This is a genomic window from Rossellomorea sp. NPDC077527 (assembly GCF_044542955.1).
GTDB lineage: Bacteria > Bacillota > Bacilli > Bacillales > Bacillaceae_B > Rossellomorea > Rossellomorea aquimaris_E.
This window is the reverse complement of the sequence record NZ_JBITVL010000003.1, coordinates 83,792-107,345: the sequence shown is the minus strand read 5'-3', so window position 1 is coordinate 107,345 and position 23,554 is coordinate 83,792. Positions and strand designations below refer to the sequence as shown.

General features: G+C 42.0%; 21 protein-coding genes. All 21 read left to right on the top strand.

What is annotated here, in order from left to right; all coding sequences use genetic code 11:
• The first annotated feature begins 1 nt into the window (after position 1).
• The 21 genes from ACIGG7_RS10465 to ACIGG7_RS10365 all read left to right on the top strand — a co-directional run bounded on the left by ACIGG7_RS10465 (position 2) and on the right by ACIGG7_RS10365 (position 23,407).
• The gene (locus ACIGG7_RS10465; protein WP_397549742.1) at positions 2–1,006 is read left to right on the top strand and encodes a polysaccharide deacetylase family protein; all 1,005 of its coding nucleotides are present in this window, start codon (positions 2–4) and stop codon (positions 1,004–1,006) included.
• Between the two features lie 28 nt (positions 1,007–1,034).
• A complete protein-coding gene (locus ACIGG7_RS10460; protein ID WP_224941092.1) occupies positions 1,035–2,276 on the top strand; it encodes a M16 family metallopeptidase in 1,242 nt (413 codons plus the stop codon).
• A gap of 127 nt (positions 2,277–2,403) precedes the next feature.
• Positions 2,404–2,637: a YlmC/YmxH family sporulation protein gene (locus ACIGG7_RS10455; protein ID WP_098351732.1), complete on the top strand. Its 234-nt coding sequence runs from the start codon at positions 2,404–2,406 to the stop codon at positions 2,635–2,637.
• Between the two features lie 172 nt (positions 2,638–2,809).
• Positions 2,810–3,712, top strand: coding sequence for a dipicolinic acid synthetase subunit A (gene dpaA, locus ACIGG7_RS10450; RefSeq protein WP_397549741.1), 903 nt, complete (start codon positions 2,810–2,812; stop codon positions 3,710–3,712).
• A complete protein-coding gene (gene dpaB, locus ACIGG7_RS10445; protein WP_224941090.1) occupies positions 3,709–4,302 on the top strand; it encodes a dipicolinate synthase subunit B in 594 nt (197 codons plus the stop codon). Before dpaA ends, dpaB begins: the two co-directional genes overlap by 4 nt.
• 207 nt (positions 4,303–4,509) lie before the next feature.
• A complete protein-coding gene (asd, locus tag ACIGG7_RS10440; protein WP_397550043.1) occupies positions 4,510–5,559 on the top strand; it encodes an aspartate-semialdehyde dehydrogenase in 1,050 nt (349 codons plus the stop codon).
• 85 nt (positions 5,560–5,644) lie between these two features.
• Positions 5,645–6,883, top strand: a complete 1,239-nt coding sequence (gene dapG, locus ACIGG7_RS10435) for an aspartate kinase (protein WP_224941089.1) — start codon at positions 5,645–5,647, stop codon at positions 6,881–6,883.
• 22 nt (positions 6,884–6,905) lie between these two features.
• On the top strand, positions 6,906–7,778 hold the full coding sequence (dapA, locus tag ACIGG7_RS10430; RefSeq protein ID WP_224941088.1) for a 4-hydroxy-tetrahydrodipicolinate synthase: 873 nt from the start codon (positions 6,906–6,908) through the stop codon (positions 7,776–7,778).
• Positions 7,779–8,046: 268 nt separating this feature from the next.
• Positions 8,047–9,714: a ribonuclease J gene (locus ACIGG7_RS10425; protein WP_397550042.1), complete on the top strand. Its 1,668-nt coding sequence runs from the start codon at positions 8,047–8,049 to the stop codon at positions 9,712–9,714.
• Positions 9,715–9,857: 143 nt separating this feature from the next.
• Positions 9,858–10,592, top strand: coding sequence for a ClpP family protease (locus ACIGG7_RS10420; RefSeq protein ID WP_224941357.1), 735 nt, complete (start codon positions 9,858–9,860; stop codon positions 10,590–10,592).
• Entirely contained in the window at positions 10,589–10,795 is a 207-nt protein-coding gene (locus ACIGG7_RS10415; RefSeq protein ID WP_224941086.1) for a YlzJ-like family protein, read from the top strand. The genes ACIGG7_RS10420 and ACIGG7_RS10415 overlap by 4 nt, the downstream gene beginning before the upstream one ends.
• A gap of 186 nt (positions 10,796–10,981) precedes the next feature.
• Positions 10,982–13,336, top strand: a complete 2,355-nt coding sequence (locus tag ACIGG7_RS10410) for a DNA translocase FtsK (RefSeq protein ID WP_224941085.1) — start codon at positions 10,982–10,984, stop codon at positions 13,334–13,336.
• Positions 13,337–13,763: 427 nt separating this feature from the next.
• Positions 13,764–14,489, top strand: a complete 726-nt coding sequence (locus ACIGG7_RS10405; protein ID WP_224941084.1) for a GntR family transcriptional regulator — start codon at positions 13,764–13,766, stop codon at positions 14,487–14,489.
• 50 nt (positions 14,490–14,539) lie between these two features.
• Positions 14,540–15,634, top strand: a complete 1,095-nt coding sequence (locus tag ACIGG7_RS10400; RefSeq protein ID WP_224941083.1) for a BMP family lipoprotein — start codon at positions 14,540–14,542, stop codon at positions 15,632–15,634.
• Between the two features lie 273 nt (positions 15,635–15,907).
• Positions 15,908–17,443, top strand: a complete 1,536-nt coding sequence (locus ACIGG7_RS10395) for an ABC transporter ATP-binding protein (protein WP_397549740.1) — start codon at positions 15,908–15,910, stop codon at positions 17,441–17,443.
• Entirely contained in the window at positions 17,436–18,485 is a 1,050-nt protein-coding gene (locus tag ACIGG7_RS10390) for an ABC transporter permease (RefSeq protein WP_224941081.1), read from the top strand. The genes ACIGG7_RS10395 and ACIGG7_RS10390 overlap by 8 nt, the downstream gene beginning before the upstream one ends.
• Positions 18,486–19,445, top strand: a complete 960-nt coding sequence (locus ACIGG7_RS10385; protein ID WP_397549739.1) for an ABC transporter permease — start codon at positions 18,486–18,488, stop codon at positions 19,443–19,445.
• 261 nt (positions 19,446–19,706) lie between these two features.
• Positions 19,707–20,981, top strand: coding sequence for an EF-P 5-aminopentanol modification-associated protein YfmF (gene yfmF, locus ACIGG7_RS10380; protein ID WP_224941079.1), 1,275 nt, complete (start codon positions 19,707–19,709; stop codon positions 20,979–20,981).
• 2 nt (positions 20,982–20,983) lie between these two features.
• Positions 20,984–22,273, top strand: coding sequence for an EF-P 5-aminopentanol modification-associated protein YfmH (gene yfmH / locus ACIGG7_RS10375; protein ID WP_224941356.1), 1,290 nt, complete (start codon positions 20,984–20,986; stop codon positions 22,271–22,273).
• 70 nt (positions 22,274–22,343) lie between these two features.
• Positions 22,344–23,060 carry an elongation factor P 5-aminopentanone reductase gene (ymfI, locus tag ACIGG7_RS10370; protein ID WP_397549738.1) on the top strand — a complete coding sequence of 239 codons (717 nt, stop codon included), beginning with the start codon at positions 22,344–22,346 and terminating at the stop codon, positions 23,058–23,060.
• Positions 23,061–23,149: 89 nt separating this feature from the next.
• Positions 23,150–23,407: a DUF3243 domain-containing protein gene (locus tag ACIGG7_RS10365; RefSeq protein ID WP_397549737.1), complete on the top strand. Its 258-nt coding sequence runs from the start codon at positions 23,150–23,152 to the stop codon at positions 23,405–23,407.
• The last annotated feature ends 147 nt before the right edge of the window (positions 23,408–23,554 follow it).

Sequence of the window (23,554 nt, the reverse complement as noted above, 5' to 3'; positions counted from 1 at the left end):
GATGGAAAAAAAATACTTGATTGGAATTAGTCTAATTGCTATTCTGACTTTAGTAGTTGTAGAGAATCCTTTATCAGATCAGTATGTGACGGGGTTAAAACAAGATGCAATCGTAGTAAGTGGGGGAAATGGGGAAACGGATCTGACCCTTAGGGTAAAAGAGGAAGCAAAATTAAGAGAAATTCCAGCTCAGGATGCTGTGATTGATACGGTTTGGAAAGCTACACCAGGATATAATGGTTTAAAAGTGGACGTTGAGGCATCTCTGCAAAATATGAAGAAAGAAAAATCGTTTGAAGAAGATAAACTGGTTTACAAACAAGTCCCTCCAGAGAAGCATTTACCTGATTTACCCGCTTCACCAGTCTATCGGGGGAATCCTGATAAGCCAATGGTGTCCTTTATCATCAATGTGGCGTGGGGGAATGAATATATTCCCGATATGCTTGCAACTTTGAAAAAACACCAGGTATATGCTACGTTCTTTCTAGAGGGGAGATGGGTAAAGAATAACCCGGACTTAGCAAAGATGATCGTGGATGCAGGACATGAAGTGGGGAATCATTCTTATTCGCATCCGGATATGAAGACACTTCAAACCGCAAAGGTAAGAGAAGAATTAAAAAAGACGAATGAAATGATCGAAGTGACCACGGGGGAAAAAGTGAAATGGTTTGCTCCACCGAGCGGAAGCTACCGGGATGAAGTAATCAATATTGCCGATGAGATGCAGATGAGGACTATCATGTGGAGCGTAGATACGATTGATTGGCAGAAACCAGAGCCCAGCGTATTGATCGATCGTGTGATGCGAAAGATGCATAATGGGGCGATTGTGCTCATGCATCCTACAGCTTCAACAGCCAATTCCTTAAATGCGCTGATCCTTCAAATTAAAGAAAAAAATCTAAGGCTCGGAACGATCTCAAGTCTGGTGAAAGAAGAGAGAATCGTAGATGATGCCGATAATTCGTCTCAACAAGGAAATAGTAAGAAGAAGCAGTAACATTGCATCATGAATAGGAGGAACTTTCTTGATTAAGAAATATACATGCCAAAACGGACTGCGAATCGTGCTGGAAGAAATTCCACACGTTCGCTCCGTAGCAATCGGGGTTTGGATAGGTACCGGTTCACGTAATGAAACGGAACATAATAATGGGATTTCCCATTTCCTGGAACATATGTTTTTCAAAGGTACAAAGACAAAGACTGCTCGTGAAATAGCAGAGTCGTTCGATAGCATAGGCGGACAGGTAAATGCATTTACATCAAAGGAATACACATGCTACTATGCAAAAGTCTTGGACAACCATGCAGATTACGCATTACATACACTTTCAGATATGTTTTTTAATTCTACGTATGTTGAAGAAGAATTGACAAAAGAAAAAAATGTGGTGTATGAAGAAATAAAAATGTATGAAGATACTCCGGACGATATTGTTCACGACTTACTAAGCAAGGCCATTTATGAAGAGCATCCACTTGGGTATCCGATCCTTGGTACAGAAGACACTTTAAACACATTCAATCAGGCCAAATTAAAAGAATATATGCATGACATGTATACACCTGATCAGGTAGTCGTGTCTGTTGCAGGAAATGTGGATGAATCCTTCATTAAAGAAGTCGAAAAGCTATTCGGTTCCTATGAAGGTGGTAAAGGGCCAGAGGATCGTGTGAAACCCGTCTTTCACCATAATAAGCTTGCCCGTAAGAAAGATACAGAACAAGCCCACTTATGTTTAGGTTTCGATGGTCTGAAAATCGGTCATCCAGATATATACAATCTGATTGTGTTAAACAATGTATTGGGTGGCAGTATGTCATCCCGCCTGTTCCAGGAAGTTCGCGAGCAGAGAGGGCTTGCGTATTCCGTATTTTCTTATCATTCCGCATACGAAGACAGTGGAATGGTGACTCTTTATGGAGGTACGGGGGCCAATCAATTAGATCAATTATTTGAAACGATTCACAATACACTTGAGACCCTCAAAGCAGAAGGAATTACATCTAAAGAATTGCTTAACAGTAAAGAGCAATTAAAAGGGAACCTCATGCTGAGCCTGGAGAGCACCAACAGCCGTATGAGCAGGAATGGTAAGAATGAATTACTCTTAAAGCGGCACAGAACCCTGGATGAAATCGTCGAGGAAATCGATGGTGTGACAATGGATAAAGTCAACCGGCTTGCCTTGGACATCTTTACTGATGACTATGCATCCTCCCTTATCAGCCCTGATGGAATCCTTCCTGAAAATATGCGTAAATGATCGGAAAACAGACTCTTTAGAGTCTGTTTTTTTTTGAACATCTCACGGTGATGATAAAGTTTTTCTTCTAAAATGATGGACAGTGTATACATTGTACTAAAGAGAACGTTTTGGAGGGATACCAACCATGAGGTTAAGCGAATTAAGCGGGAAAGAGATCGTTGACTATAAAAAAGCGGAACGGCTGGGCATTCTTGGGCAAACGGACCTTGAGTTCAATGATAAGTCAGGGAGCATCAATGCTCTGATTATACCGACAGGCAAATGGCTGAGAAAGCAAGGGGGAGAAATCCGGGTGCCATGGCATCAAATCAGGACGATTGGGGCAGACATGATCATTTTGGAAGTATCGGAAGACTAATTGGATTTTGGATTAAAGTAAAAAAACGGGGCTGCCCCGTTTTTTTTTTGCCATCTTTATCGAACTTACATACACCTCATTTCTTCTCACCTATTGGGTAAGTGCAACATACACTGTTGAAGTGAAAAGGGATTTAGAATAGCGATTATGTAAAAAGTAGGTGAAATCAGTGATGCTGACCGGAATGCAGATCGCAGTTCTAGGCGGAGATGCACGTCAACTTGAGATTATTCGGAAACTTACAGAATTGGATGCCAAAATATCACTCGTAGGTTTTGAACAACTAGATCATGCCTTTACAGGTGCCACAAAGGAAAAAATTGATGAAGTGGATTTCTCGGTAATAGATGCCATTATCTTACCTGTACCAGGCACGAATCTACAAGGAGAAATAGATACGATTTTTTCTAATGAGAAAATCACGTTAACGGAGGAAATAGTATCTGATACGCCAGAGCACTGTACGATCTATTCAGGAATTAGTAATGTGTACTTGGATCAAATCATGTCATCAACGAACCGGAAACTTGTTCAGTTGTTTGAAAGAGACGACGTTGCCATCTATAATTCCATTCCTACAGTTGAAGGAACGATTATGATGGCTATTCAACATACTGACTTTACTATACATGGATCTGAGATTGTCATATTGGGTCTAGGGAGAGTGGGTATGAGTGTAGCCAGAACGTTTCATCATTTAGGCGGAAGGGTGAAGGTTGGGGTGCGCAAAAGTGAGCATCTTGCCCGGGTGACCGAAATGGGTTTAGTTCCATTCCACTTAGATGCGTTAGAAAAAGAAGTAGAGAATTGTGACATTTGTATCAACACAATTCCAGTGCATATAGTGAAGGCAGCGGTCATAGCCAAAATGCCTGCCCATACGTTAATTATCGATCTGGCTTCAAAACCTGGCGGTACAGATTTCCGTTATGCAGAGAAGCGAGGGATCAAAGCATTGTTAGCACCAGGGCTGCCAGGGATTGTAGCACCTAAAACGGCAGGACAGATCCTGGCGAATGTCCTTTGTCAATTATTAGAGGAAGATTTTGATTCAAGAAAGGAGAGTTCATCATGAGTGTGAAAGGAAAAAGAATCGGGTTTGGTCTGACTGGATCCCATTGTACGTATGATGCTGTTTTCCCTGAAATCGAACGATTAGTCAATAACGGAGCGGAAGTCATGCCGATTGTAACCTCAACCGTTATGAATACTGAGACAAGATTCGGTAAAGGCGAAGATTGGATTAAGCGTATTGAAGACGTTACAGGACATAAAGTAATCGATTCAATCGTCAAGGCAGAACCGCTTGGTCCAAAAATACCACTGGACTGCATGGTGATTGCGCCTCTTACAGGAAATTCAATGAGTAAGTTTGCCAATGCCATGACCGATTCTCCTGTGTTGATGGCAGCCAAAGCGACAATTCGCAATCATCGTCCTGTGGTGCTCGGTATTTCTACAAATGATGCTCTTGGATTGAATGGTGTGAATCTGATGCGGTTGATTTCGACTAAAGATATATATTTTATTCCATTTGGGCAGGATGCACCTGAAGCTAAACCGAAATCGATGGTGGCGAGAATGACTCTGATTCAGGAAACGATAGAAGCAGCGATGGAAGGAAGGCAACTGCAACCCGTCGTCATCGAAAGATATTTGGATTAATACATCAAGAAGGTCATCACCTTATCCCATTCAGATGACCTTCTTTTCATGCACGTAGAAGAGATTCGTGAAATGATGGTACTTGGAAATAAAAAAATTCCTATTGTCGAATAATTGTTTATGTTAAAATATTCTTTATTATAGTAATAGATTAAATTACTTTACCTATTGTACTATGGTATTACTGAATGGTTGGAAGGAGAGAAGATTTTGAATACAACGGGATTACATGTAGCTGTTGTGGGTGCCACTGGTGCCGTAGGGCAACAAATGCTTCAAACTTTAGAAAAAAGGGATTTTCCGATAAATCAATTGACCTTATTATCATCAGCACGTTCTGCAGGATCCACTGTTATGTTTAAAGGGAAAGAATGGACGGTAGAAGAAGCAAAGCCTGAAAGTTTTGAAGGAGTCGATATCGCTTTATTCAGTGCTGGGGGAAGTGTATCCAAACTTCTTGCTCCTGAAGCCGTAAAGCGCGGGGCTATTGTTGTCGACAATACGAGTGCGTACCGAATGGATCCGGATGTTCCGCTTGTTGTTCCGGAAGTGAATGAAGAAGATTTGAAAGATCATAATGGAATTATTGCCAATCCTAATTGTTCTACGATACAAATGGTTGCGGCGCTTGAGCCAATCCGCAAGCAGTATGGACTGAAGAAAGTGATCGTGTCTACTTATCAGGCCGTTTCAGGTGCAGGTGCGGTTGCAATTGATGAACTTCACTCACAGTCACAGGCCATTTTATCAGGTGAATCATTTGAACCTGCTGTGTTACCTGTGAAAGGGGACAAAAAACATTATCAAATAGCATACAATGCCATTCCTCAAATTGATACATTTCAAGACAACGGCTTTACGTTTGAAGAAATGAAAATGATCAACGAAACGAAAAAAATCATGCATATGCCTTCGTTAAAGGTATCTGCAACATGTGTAAGATTACCAGTTGTAACAGGTCACTCTGAAAGTGTATATATTGAAATTGAGAAGGATTCTGTTTCAGTGAAAGATATCCATGCTCTTCTAGAGGAAGCACCAGGGTTGACCTTGGAAGACAATCCTGAAGAACAAATTTATCCGATGCCTGCCCATGCCGTAGGAAAACCGGATGTATTTGTTGGTAGGGTGCGTAAAGATCTTGATGAAGACAAAGGCTTCCATATGTGGGTTGTGTCTGACAACTTACTGAAGGGAGCCGCTTGGAACTCAGTTCAAATCGCAGAAAGTTTAATGAAGCTTGGCCTAATAAAGTAATAAAGAGGGGTCCATCCAGCTGATCTGAATAATTCCACTACTCGTTTTCTCATACCTCTTGAACATATGACAATGAGGTGTAGTCATGAAAGTGATCGTTCAAAAATTTGGTGGAACATCTGTACGTGACGAGGCAAGCCGACTGAAGGCACTTGCCCACACGAAACAAGCAATCGATAAAGGTTATAAAGTAGTGGTAGTGGTTTCGGCAATGGGACGGAAAGGTGAACCTTACGCGACGGACTCCCTTTTATCATTAATTGGTGGAAGGAATACTTCGATCAGTAAGAGGGAGCAGGACCTACTATTGTCCTGTGGAGAAATCATATCAAGTCTGGTATTTTCCAACATGCTGCTTGAGCATGGAATTCGGTCAACAGCCCTTACAGGCGCGCAAGCCGGGTTCCGGACGAATAATGATTTTAATAATGCAAAGATAGTAGAGATGAAATGCAGCAGACTGGTAAAAGAACTCGAGCATCATGATGCCGTGGTGGTGGCAGGTTTCCAGGGAGCGACAAAAGATGGGGATGTCACAACCATTGGCAGAGGAGGAAGCGATACTTCTGCTTCCGCTCTTGGAGTTGCATTAAAAGCGGACTATATTGATATATTCACAGACGTGGAAGGTGTCATGACTGCCGATCCGCGAATATCATCCAAAGCAAGACCCATAACGGTTGTTTCTTATAACGAAGTGTGTAATATGGCATACCAAGGAGCGAAGGTGATACATCCGAGGGCGGTTGAAATTGCTATGAATTCGAATGTGCCAATCAGGATTCGTTCGACCTATTCAAATGGTGAAGGTACCCTGGTTACAACCCTTGAAAATACAAAAGCACACAAAGAGTTCAGAAGCCATCCCGTCACAGGGATTGCTCATGTATCCAACCTCACGCAAATTAAAGTCTTTGCTAAGGAAGATCAGTACAATCTCCAAGCAGAAGTATTTAAAGCGATGGCCAAAGAGGAGATAAGTGTTGATTTCATTAACATTTCCCCAAGAGGTGTCGTGTACACGGTGGGTTCATCCGTGGCAGAAGATGCAATCAGCGTTCTAAGGAAAATAGGACACAACCCCGTTATTGAATCAGAATGTGCAAAGATCTCAGTGGTTGGAGCCGGGATGACAGGAGTCCCCGGTGTGACCTCTGCCATCGTTTCCTCCCTTTCCAATGAAGGGATCCGCATACTGCAGTCTGCGGATAGTCATACAACCATTTGGGTACTCGTGAAAGAAATGGATTTGATTAAAGCCATTAATGCACTTCATGATACCTTTCAATTACAAGAGAGAAGCGCTGTATTCAGAGTGGGATAAACTTACGAGGAGAGTGACTAGATTGAATTTTGGCCGTGTATCTACGGCAATGGTTACACCATTTGACCGTAAAGGAAATATTGATTTTACTAAAACGACGCAATTGATCCAGTATCTGATTGATAACGGATCGGATTCGCTCGTAGTAGCCGGGACTACTGGAGAATCACCTACTTTAACGAAAGAAGAAAAGGTTGCCTTATTCCGACATGTGGTGAAAGTGGTGGATGGTAGGGTTCCTGTCATTGCCGGTACGGGAAGCAATAACACCCATGCCTCAATCGAGCTGACCAAGAAGGCTGAAGAGGCAGGCGTGGATGCAGTCATGCTTGTGGCACCGTATTATAATAAGCCGAGTCAGGAAGGAATGTATCAGCACTTTAAGGTGATTGCCGAATCAACGTCCTTACCTGTCATGCTCTATAATATTCCTGGAAGATCAAGTGTCAACATGTCACCTGAGACGATTATTCGTCTTTCAAAGATCGATAACATCGTTGCTGTCAAAGAAGCAAGTGGAGATTTGGACAGTATGACTGCCATTATTTCCGAGACGTCAGACGGATTTAAGTTGTACAGCGGGGATGACGGTCTTACCTTACCTGTATTGTCCATTGGTGGTGAGGGAGTAGTATCTGTTGCTTCCCATGTCATCGGAAACGAAATGCAGGAAATGGTTTCAGCCTTTTTAAATGGAAACCTTTCAGATGCAGCACGCATGCATCAAGGACTACTTCCGATCATGAAAGGCCTGTTTACTAGCCCGAACCCGACTCCTGTCAAAACGGCATTGCAGATGAAAGGCCTTGACGTCGGCTCTGTGCGCCTACCGTTAATTCCACTAACTGAAGTGGAAAGGGCAAAACTGTCTCAATTGTTAGAAGCTTTATCATAAACATAGGCCACTGACTTAACATATTAGACCGTGAAGGGATGTTCCTTTACGGTCTCTTTTTGTCTTATATCAGTGAGGCATATATTACCCGAAAGAAGAAGGAATTCCTCTTAATGTATCGAAATAGTAACGTAGTATAAATGATTGCAGTCTTTTACCTAATCTTGTTGAGGGAGGATAAATTTGGTTGTGCTCCCAAAATAGTATCAAGTATAATGGATATAACTGATTTAAGATCGGGGAAGGAACAGCATAGGAGGACATAATGGTGAGTAAGACAAAGAATGAAAGTATTAAAGTAATACCTCTTGGTGGAGTGGGAGAAATCGGTAAGAATATGTACGTGATTGAAGTGGATCACGAAATTTTTGTGATCGACGCGGGACTGATGTTTCCAGAAAATGAAATGCTGGGAATCGACATCGTTATCCCGGATATTCAATATTTACTGGAAAATAAAGAAAGGGTGAGAGGGATCTTCCTGACTCATGGACATGAGGACAGTATCGGTGCAATTTCATATGTTTTAAGTAAGATCAAAGCTCCTGTCTATGGTACACGCTTGACAAATGCCCTTGTAAAGGCCCGGTTGAAGGATGAGAATGTCAGGGAGGATGTGAAATTCTATACCGTTCACTCAGACAGCTATCTCACTTTCGATGGCGTAAATGTCACTTTTTTTAAGACTACACACAGCATTCCTGATTCGGTCGGGATATGTATACATACATCTGAAGGAATCATCGTCCATACAGGAGAGTTTAAGTTTGATCAATCAGCTAAACATCTTTACAGACCGGATTTAGGCAAGATGGCGCAAATCGGTGAGAAGGGTGTTCTATGTCTCTTGTCTGATAGTAAAGAGGCAGAGAGACCAGGATTTACTACATCCGAATCAGTCATTGAGCAACATATCACGAATGCATTGCGCAGTGCGTCTGGCAGAGTGATTGTAGCATGTTTTGCATCCAATTTAATAAGGCTTCAACAAGTTTTCGATGCAGCGGATCAAAATAATCGTAAAGTCGTTGTAGTTGGTAAGAGTTTGAAGAGAGTCTATGATGTTGCCTTGAAACTGGGATATCTCCATGTCCGGGATGAACTGATCATCGGAATGGATGAAATCGGTGATTATCCTAAAGATGAAATTCTCATCATCGCCACAGGCACACAGGGAGAACCTTTTGAAGCACTTCAACGTATGTCCAAGCGTTCTCATCGTCTGGTGAACATTGAAGAAGGAGACACAGTCCTCATTACGGCAACGCCATCACCTGGAATGGAAGTGATTGTAGGCAGAACGATCGACATGCTTTATAGAGCAGGGGCAAATGTATTGACAGCGACAAAGAAAGTCCATGTGTCTGGTCATGGAAGTCAGGAAGACTTAAAGTTCATGTTAAATATCATGCAACCAAAGTACTTCATCCCCATCCAGGGTGAATATAAGATGTTAGTCGCCCATACCCAGCTGGCACATGATACAGGACTTCCATATAAGCAGATTTTTATTTTGGATAAAGGTGATGTGCTCCAATACAAGGACGGTAAGATGAGAATGAGCGGTCGTGTACAGGCAGGAAATGTACTGATCGATGGAATTGGTGTCGGCGATGTTGGGAACATTGTTCTTCGGGATCGTAAATTATTATCGGAAGACGGTGTATTTACGGTTGTCGTGACCATCAACCGACGTTCCAAATCAATCTTCGCTGGACCTGAAATTATTTCACGTGGGTTTGTTTATGTAAGGGAGTCCGAAGAATTGATCGAAGGTGCCGGGGGCATCGTGACAGATGTGGTCCATTCTTATCTGCAAAAAGGCTCCTTCGAATGGACTGCCATCAAGCAGGACATCCGTGATCAATTGAATCATTATCTATTCAATAAAACAAGAAGAAGACCGATGATCCTACCGATCATCATGGAAGTATAATGAATGGGGCTATTTGGATTATCAAATAGCCCTATATTTATTTAACACGAAAGAAAACAGTATGAAAACACTCCTGAATTAAAATAATAACAAGAGAATGGGAATGAAAAGGAGATGTTTTCATGGAACAAAATCATGAACATATGCAGGACGAGCCAAACAAGGGGCAGGATGATCAAAAAGACAAGCCATCTGGTTTAATGGAAAAGATTCAGCAACTTGGACAGACGAATGTTCCACAACTTTCTCAAGACTCCAACATCCACTGCCTGACGATTGTCGGACAAATAGAAGGGCATATGCAGCTCCCGCCCCAAAATAAAACAACAAAGTATGAACATGTCATTCCACAGCTTGTAGCCATTGAACAAAATCCAAAAATAGAAGGGCTAGTTGTGATATTGAATACAGTGGGGGGCGATGTGGAAGCGGGATTAGCCATATCCGAAATGATCGCCTCATTATCCAAGCCCACCGTATCAGTCGTGCTTGGAGGAGGACATAGTATAGGTGTCCCCATTGCTGTATCATGCGACTTTTCTTACATTGCAAGCACAGCAACCATGACGATCCACCCTGTTCGATTAACGGGTCTGGTAATTGGAGTACCACAAACGTTTGAGTATCTGGATAAGATGCAGGAACGGGTGGTAAGCTTTGTTACGAAACACAGCAACATCACGGAAGAAGATTTTAAAGACTTGATGTTTGCAAAAGGGAACCTCACCAGGGATATCGGTACCAATGTGGTGGGGGATGATGCAGTAGAATACGGGCTGATCGATGGAATTGGTGGGATCGGGACTGCCATTAAAAAGATCAATGAAATGATAGAGATGAAGAAGCAGTCTGATCAACAAGAAGGGCTGGTACAATGATACTGTATACTGTCGTTCCCAATGATCTTGTATTCCCGACAGATGTAAATGAATTCAGCGGCCAAATGATGATGGACTATCAGGGCGTGCCTCTACTCGTTCAGCAAGTAGAGAATAAATACCGTATCATCAGGGTCATGAGCAGCGATCCGGCACATTATATGAATGATCAAATATGCCCGGGAGAATTTATCAACAATTGAGTGAGAAAGAGGATTTTCCCGAAATAGTGGTTATGCTATAATATTACTGGAAGACGATAGATTGATTCGATAAGTACACGGGAAGGGTCTGACACCTTAGGCACACACATTGCCCCAAAGGGTCAGCCCTTTCTTCATCTTTATGTACATAACAAGGTAGACTTCAATAGAATTTAGGTGAATGGATTGGCAAAACGAAAAAGAAGAAAAAAACGTTCTCAAACGAGTTCCACTCTAAAACAGACGATCAAGTATGAGATCATCGGTCTGATCCTGGCTGCATTAAGTTTGATTTCCATCATAGAGCTGGGTGCAGTTGGAAAGGCGATTGTGTATTTTTATCGTTTTTTCCTGGGAGAGTGGTACATGATTGCCTTGCTGTGGATGCTTTACGTAGCGGGCTATCTCATGATTAAAAGGGAAGTCCCCATGTTATTCAGCCGCAGACTGGTAGGCGTGTATATCATTATTGCGAGTTTTCTCCTACTTAGCCATGTGAAATTATTTGACCTCCTTTCAAATGGTGGCTCTTTCGCTAATCCCAGTGTCATTATGAATACATGGGATTTGTATTGGATGGATGTAAGGGGCGATTCCAGCACTTCGGACCTTGGAGGGGGAATGATAGGGAGCATCCTATTTGCTGTATCCTATTTTCTTTTTGATTCACAAGGAGCAAGGATCGTGAGTGCAACCTTCATCATGATCGGGATCATATTAGTGACGGGTAAGTCCTTAGGCGATGTTCTTGGACGAGCCGGAAAGCGATTCGGTACATTCATGGGTGGACAATGGTCGGCATTCAAACAGGATATGAGTGAATGGAAAGAAGAGCAGTCCAAGAAAAAAGAGACGAGGGAAAAGAAGAAGAAAGAGGCACCAGTGAAAGAGGAAGTCGTGGCATCAGCGCCTTCACAGGAGGAAGAAAAGAGGGAGCCGATCATCTCGAATTTCGCGGAACGTGCATACGGTGTACCTCCTAAAGATGACCCAACTCCATCCACCGAAGGTACAAAAGAAGAGAAAGAAGTCAGTGTTCCACAAAACCATACCGAGTCTGTAGGGGAACCGGATTCACCTCCAATCACCTTTACAGAGGTAGAAAATAAGGATTACAAGCTTCCTTCGATCACATTATTGAAAAGTCCCAGAAAAACAGATCAAAGTAATGAGTACCAATTAATCCATGCCAACGCCGCAAAGCTCGAGAGAACGTTTCAGAGCTTTGGGGTAAAGGCAAAAGTGACACAAGTCCATCTGGGACCTGCTGTTACAAAATATGAAGTGCATCCCGATGTGGGTGTGAAAGTAAGTCGCATCGTCAACCTGAGTGACGACCTTGCATTAGCCCTTGCAGCGAAGGATATTCGGATTGAAGCGCCGATTCCTGGTAAATCCGCCATCGGTATCGAAGTTCCCAATTCGGAAGTGGCCATGGTGTCCCTTAGGGAAGTTCTCGAAGCGAAGGAACACAATAAGCCCGATGCCAAGCTGCAGATTGGATTGGGACGAGATATTACAGGCGAAGCGGTTCTGGCCGAACTGAATAAAATGCCTCACCTATTAGTGGCAGGTGCGACAGGAAGCGGGAAGAGTGTTTGCATCAACGGTATCATAACCAGTATTCTCATGAGGGCAAAACCGCATGAAGTAAAGCTAATGATGATTGATCCGAAAATGGTGGAGTTGAATGTCTATAACGGTGTACCCCATCTCCTGGCCCCTGTTGTAACGGATGCCAAAAAAGCTTCTCAGGCTTTGAAAAAGGTTGTAAGTGAAATGGAGCGAAGGTATGAACTATTCTCTCATACGGGCACAAGGAATATTGAAGGCTATAATGACTATGTTAAGAGACAGAATATCGAGAACGATGATAAGCAGCCTCTTCTTCCTTACATTGTGGTCATTGTCGATGAGCTTGCCGATTTGATGATGGTGGCCTCGAGCGACGTGGAGGATGCCATCACACGGCTTGCTCAGATGGCACGTGCGGCAGGGATCCATCTAATCATTGCGACGCAGCGTCCTTCTGTAGATGTTATCACAGGAGTCATTAAAGCAAATATCCCATCACGGATTGCCTTTGCCGTATCCTCTCAAACGGATTCGAGGACCATCTTGGATTCAGGTGGTGCAGAGAAGCTTTTGGGCCGGGGAGATATGCTCTTCATGCCCGTCGGGGCATCGAAGCCGACAAGGGTTCAAGGAGCTTTCTTATCAGATGAAGAAGTAGAAGAGATCGTTGATTTTGTCATTTCTCAACAAAAGGCGCAATATCAGGAAGAAATGATTCCTGATGAAGTGCAGGAGGATGAGAAGTCAGGTGAAGTCGAAGACGAATTATATAATGACGCCGTCCAGTTAATTGCTGAAATGCAGACTGCCTCTGTATCCATGCTTCAAAGAAGATTCAGGATCGGCTATACGAGAGCTGCCAGATTGATCGATGAAATGGAAGTAAGGGGAGTGGTAGGCCCTTATGAGGGCAGCAAGCCGAGAACCGTCTTGGTAGGCAAGCCATCAGAAGAACAAAGTTCGTAAAATAAAAGGTGTGTTATCCTATTCAATCCGAATAGGATAACACACCTATTTTTGTGATCGTTTTTTGAAGGAAATACCATTTGAACACAATAAATTTAATAATATCAATAGTTATCCACCAATATGTTATACTATTAAAAGCGTTTTCAATTGTAAAGACACTGTTGTGTGCATGTAAAGTTTGATAATAAAATACGATACGAATGTAAAATTACAGTTAATATATCCCATGAAAACCCATTCAAAAGCAATTTTTATCCTAATTTTTTACAAAAAAGGATTCTAAATTGTCATTCTAATCATTTTTTTCGACAAAATCACACAATGCTATTTATTTATCAAAAGAAAAGTGTTATAGTATTTTCGATTAGTAGGAAAGATATACATCAGAGGTCTGATGTCTTGAGAAAATGTGGTGGTGGTTCCAGTGACAATAAAAACAGACAATAGGCATTTATACTTACAAGTAATTGACCGTTTGAAGAAGGATATCGAAGCGGGAGTATACAAAGAAAAAGAAAAACTCCCATCAGAATTTGATCTCTCCAAACAATTAGGCGTAAGTAGAGCTACTCTAAGGGAAGCTCTCAGAATTCTTGAGGAAGAAAGTGTCATCGTACGACGTCATGGAGTTGGTACATTTGTAAACGCGAAGCCGCTCTTTACTTCCGGTATCGAGCAGTTAAACAGTGTAACGAACATGATTAAGCAGGCTGGTATGGAGCCAGGGACCATTTTCTTAAGCTCAACAACTCAAGAAGCTACTGAGGATGATGTGAAAAGGTTTACATGCAATGAAGAGGACGACGTGATCCTGATTGAAAGAGTTCGAACCGCTAATGGGGAACCGGTTGTCTATTGTGTGGATAAGATTCCTGAAAAGGTAATGCCGAGGAATTTCACACACGAGGATAATTCGATTTTCACCGTTCTCGAAAAACGAGAGAATAAAAGAATCACTCATGCGGTAGCACAAATAGAGCCAATGGGATATCACGATAAAATCTCCCCTATTCTAAATTGCGAACCGGAAACGGCCTTACTCGTTTTAAAGCAAATGCATTTTGATGAAAATGATGAGCCGATCCTGTATTCCGTAAACTATTTCAGATCAGACAAATTTAGCTTCCAGGTATTAAGAAAGCGCGTATAACAACAATCTATCTTACTACTAATTTATTACAATAATAGGGGGTACTCTAGGTGAAAAAACGTAAATTTGGTTTAGCGTTGTCATTTGTTCTGGCAGCAGGTACATTATTAGGTGCTTGTGGGACAAGCGAGGACAAAGAAGGTACATCTAGTGGTGAAGGCAAGAAAGAAGATCAATTTACAGTAGCAATGGTAACAGATGTTGGTGGGGTAGATGACAAATCATTCAACCAATCAGCTTGGGAAGGACTTCAAGCATTCGGTAAAGAATACGACTTAGAAAAAGGTAAAGAAGGATTTGACTACTTACAATCCCAATCTGATGCTGACTATGCTACGAACTTAAACACTTTAGCTCGTCAAGACTTTGACTTAGTATATGGTATCGGTTTCTTAATGCAAGGTGCGGTCAATGATATTGCACAACAACAAAAAGATTCACATTTTGCAATCGTTGACGCTGTTGTAGAACAACCAAACGTTGCAAGCATTACGTTTAAAGAGCAAGAAGGATCATTCCTAGCTGGAGTTGCAGCTGGATTAGCAACAAAAACAAACAAGATTGGATTCATCGGAGGTATGGAAATCCCTGTAATCGAACGTTTCCATTCAGGTTTCATCGCTGGTGTTAAATCCGTTAATCCTGATGCGGAAATCGTTGCGGATTATGCAGGAGCATTTGATAAGGCTGAACTTGGACAAACAATCGCTTCAAAAATGTATTCCCAAGATGTTGACGTAATCTTCCATGCAGCTGGTGGTACTGGTAACGGTCTATTCAAGGAAGCGCGTGACTTAAAAGAGAAAGACCCTTCACGTGAACTATGGGCGATCGGTGTTGACTCTGATCAATCAGCAGAAGGTAAAGTCGGGGATCACAACATCATCTTAACATCTTCATTAAAGCGTGTTGATAATGCGGTTATGGACCTTTCAAGCAAGGCGAAGGATGGCAATTTCCCAGGTGGAGAGGTTATCTCATACGGTCTTAACGAAGATGGCGTTGGTTTAGCTCCGATTAATGAAGAGCTTTCTAACAAAGACGAAGTGATGAAGAAAGTTGATGAATGGAAAGAAAAGATCAAGAGTGGAGAAATCACTGTTCCAGAATCACTTGATGAAGCTAAATCATTCTCAGCTAGCTAATGTATCAGGGATAAGGGGATCAATGAAAGCTGGTCTCCTATCCCTTTTTTAAACCAAGTTCTGATTGGATAATGGTACAAGAGTCACGCGTCTTCCGATGTGAAAAGTAGACGTTTCAAGGAAATTGTACTTAGAACCTTAATTGAAACATAGAACTTCTTTCTATCTTTCATTTAGAGTTTTATAAGGGGAAACCCTTTTTTTCTAGAGTTATAAGGTCTGACCTCTAACTACTAGATCGATATCCCCAGCCTATGCAAGGAGTGAATAGCAATGGATTATGTAATCGAGATGTTGAATATTCGCAAAGAATTCCCCGGCATCGTAGCAAATGATAATATTACCCTCCAGCTCAAAAAAGGTGAAATTCATGCGCTTCTTGGTGAAAATGGAGCAGGTAAGTCAACACTGATGAACGTATTATTTGGACTTTACCAACCTGAGCAAGGTGAAATTCGAGTTAAAGGACAGCAAGTGAATATCACCAATCCAAACATAGCGAATGATCTCGGAATAGGGATGGTTCATCAGCATTTCATGTTGGTAGATACCTTTACTGTAACAGAGAATATTATTCTTGGAAGAGAGCCAAAGGCTGGAGGCACGGTGGATATTAAAAAAGCCGAGAAAGATATTCTGGATATTTCTGAAAGATACGGCCTGAAAGTGGACCCATCCGCTAAAATTTCCGAAATCTCAGTTGGTATGCAGCAGCGTGTAGAAATATTAAAGACGCTTTATCGTGGAGCGGAAATCCTGATTTTCGATGAACCTACAGCTGTATTGACCCCACAGGAAATCAAAGAGCTTATACAGATCATGAAAACCCTGATCAAAGAAGGAAAATCCATTATTCTTATCACCCATAAACTGAAAGAGATTATGGAAGTGTGTGATAATGTAACCGTTATCAGGAAAGGGAAAGGGATAGGCACAGTGAAAGTGTCGGAAACCGACCCGAATCACCTTGCCAGCCTGATGGTAGGGAGAGAAGTCACATTTAAAACGGAGAAGAAAGAAGCTTCCCCGCGTGATAGTGTACTAGAGATTCGTGATTTGAATGTGAAAGATCATCGCAATGTTCCTGTAGTTAAAGGATTGAATCTTGAAGTGAAAGCAGGAGAAATCCTGGGTATTGCAGGAGTCGATGGGAACGGACAAAGCGAGTTGATTGAGGCTATTACTGGGTTATATAAGGTCGACAGCGGTTCGATAAAATTGAATGGCAAAGAAATAATGAATATGAAACCCCGTAAGATTTATGAATCAGGAGTGGGCCATATTCCTCAGGACCGCCATAAACACGGTCTGGTTCTTGATTTTCCAATCGGCGAAAATATGGTGCTCCAAACGTACTACCAGAAGCCGTATTCGAATAAAGGGATCCTAAGTTATAAAAATATTTATAATCAAGCGAGAAAACTAATTTCAGAGTTTGATGTAAGGACCCCGTCAGAGTTTACTCTTGCACGTGCTTTATCAGGAGGGAACCAGCAAAAGGCGATAATAGGCCGTGAGGTTGACAGAGATCCTGATTTATTAATTGCGGCACAGCCAACGAGGGGTCTTGACGTAGGTGCGATTGAATTTATCCATAAGCGGCTGATTGAACAAAGGGATAATGGGAAAGCTGTTCTGCTTCTTTCATTTGAACTGGATGAAATCATGAATGTAAGTGACCGTATCGCCGTCATTTACGAAGGTCAAATTGTGGCGATTGTTGACCCTAAGGAAACAACCGAACAAGAACTTGGACTTTTAATGGCTGGTTCTAAGAGGAAGGAAACGGGAGGAAACGCACATGTCTAATCGATTAACGAATATACTAATCCCTGTTATCTCAGTCCTTTTGGGGATCATCGTCGGAACCATCATCATGCTTGTGAGTGGATATGATCCGATTGCTGGATACTCCGCATTATGGAATGGTATTTTCGGTGAAATATATTATGTTGGAGAAACGGTTCGTCAAGTCACACCATATATTCTGGCAGGTTTAGCTGTTGCCTTTGCCTTTAGAACTGGGCTTTTCAATATCGGGGTAGAAGGCCAATTGATTGTTGGTTGGCTGGCTGCAGTCTGGGTAGGTGTTGCCTTTGATGGTTTGCCAAAGATGATTCACCTGCCACTTGCCATCATTGCAGCAGCAATGGCAGGAGCGCTTTGGGGTTTCATCCCTGGTTTACTTAAAGCGAAATATCGTGTACATGAAGTTATCGTCACGATCATGATGAACTATATTGCACTACACGTAACAAATGCCATAATCCGTGATGTGTTAACAGATCGAAAAGATCGTACAGATTATATAGCAGAGACGGCTTCGTTGAAGTCACCATTCTTTGAAAGCTTAACGGATTATTCCCGTTTGCATTGGGGGATTTTCATCGCACTTGCATGTGTATTCATTATGTGGTTCCTACTCGAGAAAACAACCCGTGGTTATGAATTGCGTTCAGTAGGTTTCAATCAGCATGCTTCTCAATACGCAGGAATGAACGTGAACGGGAACATCATCCTCTCTATGGTCATCTCTGGTGCATTTGCAGGACTTGCTGGAGCAATGGAAGGCCTCGGGACATTCGGCTACGCTTCCATTAAAGGTGGATTTACAGGAGTCGGGTTTGACGGTATCGCTGTCGCTCTTTTAGGCGGAAATGCAGCCATTGGAGTTGTATTCGCTGCCCTCCTATTCGGAGGACTTAAAGTAGGGGCACTGAATATGCCACTCGATGCAGGAATTCCGAATGAACTGGTAGATATTATTATTGCTCTTATTATTTTCTTTGTAGCATCTGGTTACATGATTCGTTATCTGATTCAACGATTTAGTAAAAAGGGGGTGAAATAAGTGGGCTTTATTGATATTTTGACTATTCTCATCCCGTCTACATTACTTTGGGCGACTCCACTTATTTTCACTGCTTTGGGAGGAGCGTTCTCAGAGCGTTCAGGTGTAGTTAATATTGGTCTTGAAGGGTTAATGGTCATTGGAGCATTTTCAAGTATTGTATTCAACCTTGCATTCGCAGATACTTTTGGTTCAGCGACACCATGGGTGGCACTAATCATTGCCATGCTTATGGGAGCATTGCTTGCCATACTTCATGCCGTTGCTTCGATCACATTCAGAGCAGATCAGGTCGTTTCTGGTGTGGCTATCAACTTACTTGCAGTCGGCTTGACTCTATTCCTGGTTAAAAGAATCTACGGTAAAGGTCAGACCGATATCATTTCCGAAGGATTTGGTAAGATCGATGTCCCTTTACTTCACAAAATACCTGTCATTGGAGATATTTTCTTCTCCAACACGTATTGGCCGCCATTCGTAGCAATCTTAGTGTCCTTCATCGTTTGGTTCGTTATGTTTAAAACGCCATTCGGTCTGAGACTCCGTTCAGTCGGGGAACACCCTATGGCAGCAGATACAATGGGGATCAATGTAACGAAAATGCGCTATATCGGTGTCATCATTTCAGGTGCGTTTGCTGGGGTGGGCGGTGGAGTATATGCCCAGGCAATCTCCTCAGACTTTAGTCATGCCACAATCAGCGGTCAAGGGTTCATGGCCCTGGCGGCATTGATATTCGGTAAATGGCATCCACTTGGAGCCATGGGGGCTGCTTTATTCTTCGGGTTCGCTCAAAGTTTAAGTATTATCGGCTCAAGTATTCCGCTATTTGAAAATATTCCTAGTGTATATCTTTTGATTGCGCCTTATGTATTGACCATACTTGCACTTACAGGCTTCATCGGACGTGCAGATGCACCAAAAGCATTGGGCACGCCTTATATCAAAGGAAACCGTTAAGTCATTTGAATAACAACAAGAAGGATATCCCGAAATGTCGGGATATCCTTTTTTTATATCAAGAGAGTTACCACCGTGAAACATAAAGGAAAATCTACAAGCATATTATAGTTTACTCCATGGGTATTTTTCCAACAGAGGAAGATGCTTGAAAACAATCACTCTCTACATGTATAGTTATACATAAATACCGCACAATAAGGGTGTTTATAACTTTTGAATCCAAAATGACGGAAGTGTGGAACTAAGGAGGACGGTACGATGACAGCCATCAATGAAGTAGTAAAAAAGAAACAGGGGTACACGCTACATATCGTTCAAACGGATAAGTATAAGACAAACAGCCTCGTATTAAAGATGAAAGCACCCCTTGATCCGGAAACCGTTACATTGCGGGGATTACTACCCCATGTAATGCAGAGCAGTACAGGGACATATCCAAGCACAACGGAATTACGCTCGTATCTTGATGAGTTATATGGTGCCAATTTTTTTGTCGATTTAGGTAAAAAAGGAGAGTACCATGTGGTCAGTATGTCCGTTGAAATCGCCAACGAGAAGTTTCTGAAGGATTCTGAACCTTTACTTCAAAAAGGGATTGAATTCCTTGCAGATGTCCTGCAGAATCCTCATGTTGAAAATAATGAATTTGATAAGAAAACCGTTGAAAAAGAAAAGCGAAACCAAAAGGTGAGAATAGAAGCGGTATATGATGATAAAATGCGCTATGCCAATTCACGGTTAGTGGAAGAAATGTGCAAAGGGGAACGGTTTGCTCTTCATGTGAATGGTGAGAGTGAAGAAGTGGAAGCCATTACCGCAAAGAGATTATATGACTATTATCAGAAAGTGATGTCTGAAGATCAATTTGATTTGTATGTGATTGGAGATGTTGAGGTTAGAGAAGTGGAAAGTCTCTGTGACTCACTCCTTAAATTAAGTGACCGTACTCCCCAAGAAGTGGGCGCTTCAGAAGTGACGAAGAAAGAACAAGAAAACGTCATAAAAGAGAAGCAGGATGTGAAACAAGGAAAACTCAATATGGGTTACCGCACACATACGAAGTACGGGGATGATGACTACTTTGCACTTCAGGTATTCAACGGGATCTTCGGCGGTTTCTCCCATTCTAAACTGTTCATAAATGTGAGGGAGAAAGCAAGCTTGGCTTACTATGCTGCCAGCCGTTTGGAAAGTCATAAGGGATTATTGATGGTAATGTCCGGAATCGAATTCGAGAAGTATGATCAGGCTGTCGGTATCATAAACGAACAGCTGCAAGCCATGAAGGATGGAGACTTTACGGATGGGGAAATCGATCAAACGAAGGCGGTCATTCGCAATCAGCTTTTAGAAACGATCGATACGTCCAGGGGCTTGGTTGAAGTCCTATATCATAACGCCGTTGCTCACGAAGAAATCGATCTGAAACATTGGCTTGATGAAGTGGAAAAAACAACAAAAGAAGATATAGTGAAAGCAGCAAATAAGGTTGAACTTGATACGATCTACTTTCTAACAGGAATGGAGGGATAATGATGAAGAAAATTTCCTTCGATCAATTACAAGAAAATTTATATTATGAAAAAATGTCAAATGGACTGGACGTGTACATTCTCCCAAAAAAAGGTTTTAATAAGACGTATGCCACATTTACGACGAAGTATGGAAGCATCGATAATCATTTCGTCCCTCTGGGTGAAGATGATTTCGTCAAAGTACCGGATGGGATTGCTCATTTCTTAGAACATAAGTTGTTTGAAAAAGAAGATGGAGATGTCTTCCAACAGTTCAGCCGACAAGGGGCATCGGCTAATGCTTTCACCTCCTTTACAAGGACAGCTTATTTATTTTCCAGTACAAACAATGTTGAGCGTAATCTCGAAACACTGATTGATTTCGTTCAAGACCCTTACTTTACAGAAAAAACGGTAGAAAAAGAAAAAGGCATCATTGGTCAGGAAATCACCATGTACGATGATAACCCGGACTGGCGATTATACTTCGGGGTCATCCAGAACATGTACAAAAATCATCCTGTGAAAATTGATATCGCTGGTACGATCGAGTCCATTACCCCGATTACGAAAGATATGCTGTATCAGTGCTACAACACATTCTACCACCCAAGCAATATGCTGCTGTTTGTGGTGGGGGCAGTAGATCCTGATCAGATCATGAATCAGATCCGATCAAATCAGGAAAAAAAGGATTATGAAAAAATGCCTGAAATTAAGCGGAAATTCGAGGATGAACCTGACACTGTGGCAGAGAAGAAACAGGTTCTAAAAATGAACGTACAAAGTCCTAAATGCTTAGTTGGTCTCAAAGCTCCAGAACCACAGCAGCAGGGCAAGGAAATGCTCAGACAAGAGCTATCCATGAATGTCTTCCTTGACATGTTATTTGGGAAGAGCTCAGCGTATTATTCTGAACTCTATAATGATGGTTTAATCGATGAGACGTTCCATTACGACTATACACAGGAAAATGGCTTTGGATTCCTTACTGTCGGTGGAGATACGGAAAAGCCGGATGAACTGGCGGAAAAGGTACAATCCCTGCTTCTGAAAGCGAAACAGGAATCCCTTTTTACAGAAGAAGGATTGGAAAGAACCAAGAAGAAGAAGATCGGTTCATTCCTTCGCGCCATTAACTCTCCTGAATACATTGCGAATCAATTCACGCGATATGCGTTTAATGAAATGGATTTATTCGAAGTTGTACCGACACTTGAATCATTAAAGTATGATGATATCCAGGCAGTAGCCAATTCCATTATTAGCGAAGAACGATTTACCGTTTGTCAGGTAGTACCTAAATCATGACCATAGGGGAGCTATTCTTTTTCAAAGAGTAGTTCCTCTCTTTATGTGATCAATGTTTGGAGTGAAACGAATGAAACATGCATTAATTACAGGTGCATCGGGCGGGATTGGAAGCAGTACGGCCCTTGCACTTGCAGAAGAGGGTTGGAATGTTTATTTACATTACCATTCCAATGAAAAGGCAATGAAAGAATTAGTACATAAAATTGAAGGACTTGGGGTGGAGGCAATCCCTATTCGGGCCGATCTCACCACTCCAAAGGAAGTCGGAAAACTAGTCCAGTCCATTTTTCAGCTTGATGCCGTTATTTATTGTAGTGGGAATTCCGGGTGGGGGCTCTTTCAAGATCATTCAGAAAATGACATGGATCAGATGATCAATCTTCATATCAAAAGTCCAATGCTCCTCATTCAGCAACTTTTGCCGAAGTTGATAGACAGAAAAGGAAATATCGTCATAGTAAGCTCCATTTGGGGTCAGATAGGCGGTGCCTGCGAGGTCGTTTATTCAACGGTCAAAGGGGCTCAATTGGCTTTCGTGAAATCTTTAAGTAAAGAGCTTGCTCCAAGTGGGGTAAGAGTGAACGCGATAGCACCGGGAGTGGTAGAAACCAATATGATGAGTGGATTCACTGACGAAGATAGGCTTTCCATGTTTGAGGAGATTCCAATGGGACGCTTCGCTCATCCAGATGAGATTGCGGACTCCATTCAGTTCCTGATATCCAAAAAGGCTACATATATTACCGGTCAAACCCTCTCTGTCAATGGGGGATGGCACACATAAAAAAGTTCTGAAGCCATTTGATAATGACGCATAATTTTTTCTCCTGGATACAAACTAAGATTGTATTTCAATAAAGGAGGTCATGACAAATGTCTGTATTAGATAACTGGTCTGATTGGAAAAACTTTTTAGGGGACCGTCTTAACCAGGCTCAACACGGCGGTATGGAAAATGAAACAGTAAACGACTTGGCATACCAGATTGGTGACTATCTTGCCAATCAAGTTGAGGCTAAGAACGATCAGGAAAAAGTATTAGCGGATTTATGGTCTGTCGCTTCTCCTGAAGAGCAACATGCTATTGCGAACATGATGGTGAAACTTGTAAACAACAACGGTACTCGCTAAGGAGAGGGAATTTCCCTCTCCTTTTTATTATATGAGGGTAAAGTGTATGGTGAAAATGTTCATATCCTGATACACCCAATCAAAAAGCACACTTAGGAATTGAGAAATTATGCATATTTATATAGGTTTTGCTTTTCTATTGCCTGA

Excerpts from the sequence above, each read along its gene's own strand:
- ACIGG7_RS10455 (WP_098351732.1), top strand. The coding sequence starts at position 2,404 with ATGAGGTTAAGCGAATTAAGCGGGAAAGAGATCGTTGACTATAAAAAA.
- yfmH (WP_224941356.1), top strand. The coding sequence starts at position 20,984 with ATGAAGAAAATTTCCTTCGATCAATTACAAGAAAATTTATATTATGAA.
- ACIGG7_RS10420 (WP_224941357.1), top strand. The coding sequence starts at position 9,858 with ATGCAGGACGAGCCAAACAAGGGGCAGGATGATCAAAAAGACAAGCCA.
- yfmF (WP_224941079.1), top strand. The coding sequence starts at position 19,707 with ATGACAGCCATCAATGAAGTAGTAAAAAAGAAACAGGGGTACACGCTA.
- ACIGG7_RS10465 (WP_397549742.1), top strand. The coding sequence starts at position 2 with ATGGAAAAAAAATACTTGATTGGAATTAGTCTAATTGCTATTCTGACT.
- ACIGG7_RS10415 (WP_224941086.1), top strand. The coding sequence starts at position 10,589 with ATGATACTGTATACTGTCGTTCCCAATGATCTTGTATTCCCGACAGAT.
- dpaB (WP_224941090.1), top strand. The coding sequence starts at position 3,709 with ATGAGTGTGAAAGGAAAAAGAATCGGGTTTGGTCTGACTGGATCCCAT.
- dpaA (WP_397549741.1), top strand. The coding sequence starts at position 2,810 with ATGCTGACCGGAATGCAGATCGCAGTTCTAGGCGGAGATGCACGTCAA.
- ACIGG7_RS10365 (WP_397549737.1), top strand. The coding sequence starts at position 23,150 with ATGTCTGTATTAGATAACTGGTCTGATTGGAAAAACTTTTTAGGGGAC.
- dapG (WP_224941089.1), top strand. The coding sequence starts at position 5,645 with ATGAAAGTGATCGTTCAAAAATTTGGTGGAACATCTGTACGTGACGAG.
- ACIGG7_RS10390 (WP_224941081.1), top strand. The coding sequence starts at position 17,436 with ATGTCTAATCGATTAACGAATATACTAATCCCTGTTATCTCAGTCCTT.
- ACIGG7_RS10395 (WP_397549740.1), top strand. The coding sequence starts at position 15,908 with ATGGATTATGTAATCGAGATGTTGAATATTCGCAAAGAATTCCCCGGC.
- ymfI (WP_397549738.1), top strand. The coding sequence starts at position 22,344 with ATGAAACATGCATTAATTACAGGTGCATCGGGCGGGATTGGAAGCAGT.